Annotated in this window: 4 protein-coding genes; all 4 read left to right on the top strand. The window is 69.8% G+C overall.

Annotation, left to right across the window (positions count from 1 at the left end):
- On the top strand, positions 1 to 519 hold a 519-nt coding region (gene hisH / locus FV228_RS25940), incomplete at its 5' end, for an imidazole glycerol phosphate synthase subunit HisH (protein WP_147857167.1).
- A 37-nt stretch (positions 520 to 556) separates the two neighbouring features.
- Positions 557 to 1,300: a 1-(5-phosphoribosyl)-5-[(5-phosphoribosylamino)methylideneamino]imidazole-4-carboxamide isomerase gene (gene hisA, locus FV228_RS25945; RefSeq protein ID WP_147857168.1), complete on the top strand. Its 744-nt coding sequence runs from the start codon at positions 557 to 559 to the stop codon at positions 1,298 to 1,300.
- Positions 1,301 to 1,349: 49 nt separating this feature from the next.
- The gene (locus FV228_RS25950; RefSeq protein WP_147857169.1) at positions 1,350 to 1,835 is read left to right on the top strand and encodes a DUF29 domain-containing protein; all 486 of its coding nucleotides are present in this window, start codon (positions 1,350 to 1,352) and stop codon (positions 1,833 to 1,835) included.
- A 12-nt stretch (positions 1,836 to 1,847) separates the two neighbouring features.
- Positions 1,848 to 2,651, top strand: a complete 804-nt coding sequence (gene hisF, locus FV228_RS25955; RefSeq protein ID WP_147857170.1) for an imidazole glycerol phosphate synthase subunit HisF — start codon at positions 1,848 to 1,850, stop codon at positions 2,649 to 2,651.
- Positions 2,652 to 2,762 lie beyond the last annotated feature (111 nt).

Raw genomic sequence — 2,762 nt, forward strand, 5'->3', positions numbered from 1 at the left:
GCCGACCGCGTCGTGCTGCCGGGCGTCGGCGCCTACGCGGATTGCCGGCGCGGGCTCGATGCCGTCCCCGGCATGGTCCAGGCGATGACCGAGGTGGCGCAGGTCGCCGCCCGGCCGTTCCTGGGGATCTGCGTCGGCATGCAGCTGCTCGCGACCCGCGGCCTCGAATACGAGACCACGCCGGGCCTCGGCTGGATCCCGGGCGACGTCGCGCCGATCCGCCCGTCCGATCCGGCGCTCAAGATCCCCCATATGGGCTGGAACACCCTGCGGATCGCCCGCGACCACGCGCTGCTCGCCGGTATTCCCACCGGGGAAGACGGCCTGCACGCGTACTTCGTCCACAGCTTCGCGCTCGCCGCCGCGCACCCGGAGGACGTGGTCGCGCAGGCCGAGTACGGTGGACCGGTCACCGCCATGGTGGCCCGCGGCAACGTCGCCGGCACGCAATTCCACCCCGAGAAGAGCCAGCGCCTCGGCCTGGCTCTCATCGCGAACTTTTTGAACTGGCGCCCTTGAGCGGGCTCCGGCTTCGGCCAGAAGGAAACGACCACCCGTGATCCTGTACCCGGCGATCGACCTGAAGGAAGGGCGCTGCGTCCGCCTCATCCAGGGGGACATGGCGCAGGCCAAGATCTTCGGCGACGATCCGGCCGCCCAGGCCGCGACCTTCGAGGACCAGGGCTTCCCCTGGCTGCACGTGGTCGATCTCGACGGCGCCTTCGCGGGCGCGCCGCGCAACGCCGCCGCGGTGGACGCGATCCTCGCCCGGGTCGGCATCCCGGTGCAGCTCGGCGGCGGCATCCGCGAGATGAAGACGCTGGAGGGCTGGCTGGCGAAGGGCGTGGCCCGGGTGATCATCGGCACCGCCGCCGTGCGCGACCCCGGATTCGTGCGGGAGGCGGCACGCCTCCATCCGGGCAACATCGCGGTGGGCATCGACGCCAAGGACGGCCGCGTCGCCGTCGAGGGCTGGGCGCAGACCTCCAGCATGACCGCCGAGGAACTCGGCCGCCGGTTCGAGGATGCCGGCGTCGCGGCCATCATCTACACCGACATCGCCCGCGACGGGATCCTCAAGGGCCTCAACGTCGAGATGACCCTGGCGCTGGCCCAGGCCGTGCGGATCCCGGTGATCGCCTCCGGCGGCCTCGCCTCGATCGACGACGTGCACCGCCTGCTCCAGCCCGATTGCGCCCTCATCGCCGGCGCCATCACGGGCCGGGCCCTCTACGACGGCCGCATCGACCCGCAGGCGGCGCTCGCGGCGATCGCGCAGGCGCGCGGCCCGGTGGCGTGATAGGATTGCTTGAAGACGACTTGTTTGCAGGATTCCTTGGGAGGCACCGATGCGTGCTGCAAAGGTGGCGGTCCGCGCCGCCACGACCGGGACTACCTACGCGGGTGATTTCTATACCTGGACCCAGGAGCAGGGTAAACGTCTGCGCGCGCGCGATTTCAGCGGTCTGGACCTCGAAAACCTGGCCGAGGAGATTGAGAGTTTGGGCCGCAGTGAATTCAATAGCCTCGTAAGCGCGTGGCGTTTAATTCTGCTGCATATGCTGAAATGGGATCATCAGCCGGATCGCAGGACACGCAGCTGGATGATCTCCATCCGAACACATCGCAATAGGGCGGCAGATCTGTTGACGGATAATCCCGGGCTCAAGAGCCGTCTCGCGCAAGCGTTGGAACGTGCCTATCGGGATGCCAGAGACGAAGCTTCGGTCGAGACCGGCTTGCCGTTGCGCGTCTTCCCGAAAGAGTGCCCCTATGGCCGCGACGAGCTGACAACACGACTCTTCTCGATCGATTCTGAAGACACGCTCGGCTGAGAAGGTGATCCTGTGCTCAAAACCCGCATCATCCCCTGCCTCGACGTGAAGGACGGGCGCGTCGTGAAGGGCGTCCGCTTCGAGGGCCTGCGCGACGCCGGCGATCCGGTGGAGGCCGCCAAGGTCTACGACGCGGCCGGGGCCGACGAGCTGTGCTTCCTCGACATCACCGCCAGCCGCGAGGCCCGCGGGACGCTGCTCGACATCGTCAGCCGGACAGCCGAGGCCTGCTTCATGCCGCTCACCGTCGGCGGCGGCGTCCGCGCGGTCGAGGACGTGCGCGGGCTGCTGCTCGCCGGTGCCGACAAGGTCGCGATCAACACCGCCGCCGTGAAGGATCCGGACCTCGTCGCCCGCGCGGCGGAAAAATTCGGCGCGCAGTGCATCGTGGTGGCGATCGACGCCAAGCGGGTCTCCGCCGCCGGCGAGGCGGCCCGCTGGGAGATCTTCACCCATGGCGGCCGCGATCCGACCGGGATCGACGCGGTGGCGTTCGCCCGCCTGGTAGCCGCAAAGGGCGCCGGCGAGCTGCTGGTCACCTCCATGGACAAGGACGGGACGCGCTCCGGCTACGACCTCGCGCTGACGCGGGCGATCAGCGACGCCGTGAGCGTCCCGGTGATCGCCTCGGGCGGAGTCGGCGGGCTGGACGACCTCGTGGCCGGCGTGGCCCAGGGCGGCGCCAGCGCCGTGCTGGCCGCCTCGATCTTCCATTTCGGGCAGGCGAGCGTCGCCGAGGCCAAGGCCCACATGGCGGCGGCCGGCCTCGCCATGCGTCTCGACGGCCCGGCATCCTCAGCGAGAGCGCCCCTGTGAGCAGCATTCTTCTGGCCGACGCGACCCTCCTCGACCCGGCGACGGGCCGCGAGACGCGCGGCGCCGTGCTGGTGCGCGACGGCCAGAAGAATGCTGCTCACAGGGGCGCTC

Origin of the sequence: Methylobacterium sp. WL18, assembly GCF_008040015.1 — a bacterium.
Classification (GTDB): Bacteria; Pseudomonadota; Alphaproteobacteria; order Rhizobiales; family Beijerinckiaceae; genus Methylobacterium; species Methylobacterium mesophilicum.

Excerpts from the sequence above, each read along its gene's own strand:
- FV228_RS25950 (WP_147857169.1), top strand. The coding sequence starts at position 1,350 with ATGCGTGCTGCAAAGGTGGCGGTCCGCGCCGCCACGACCGGGACTACC.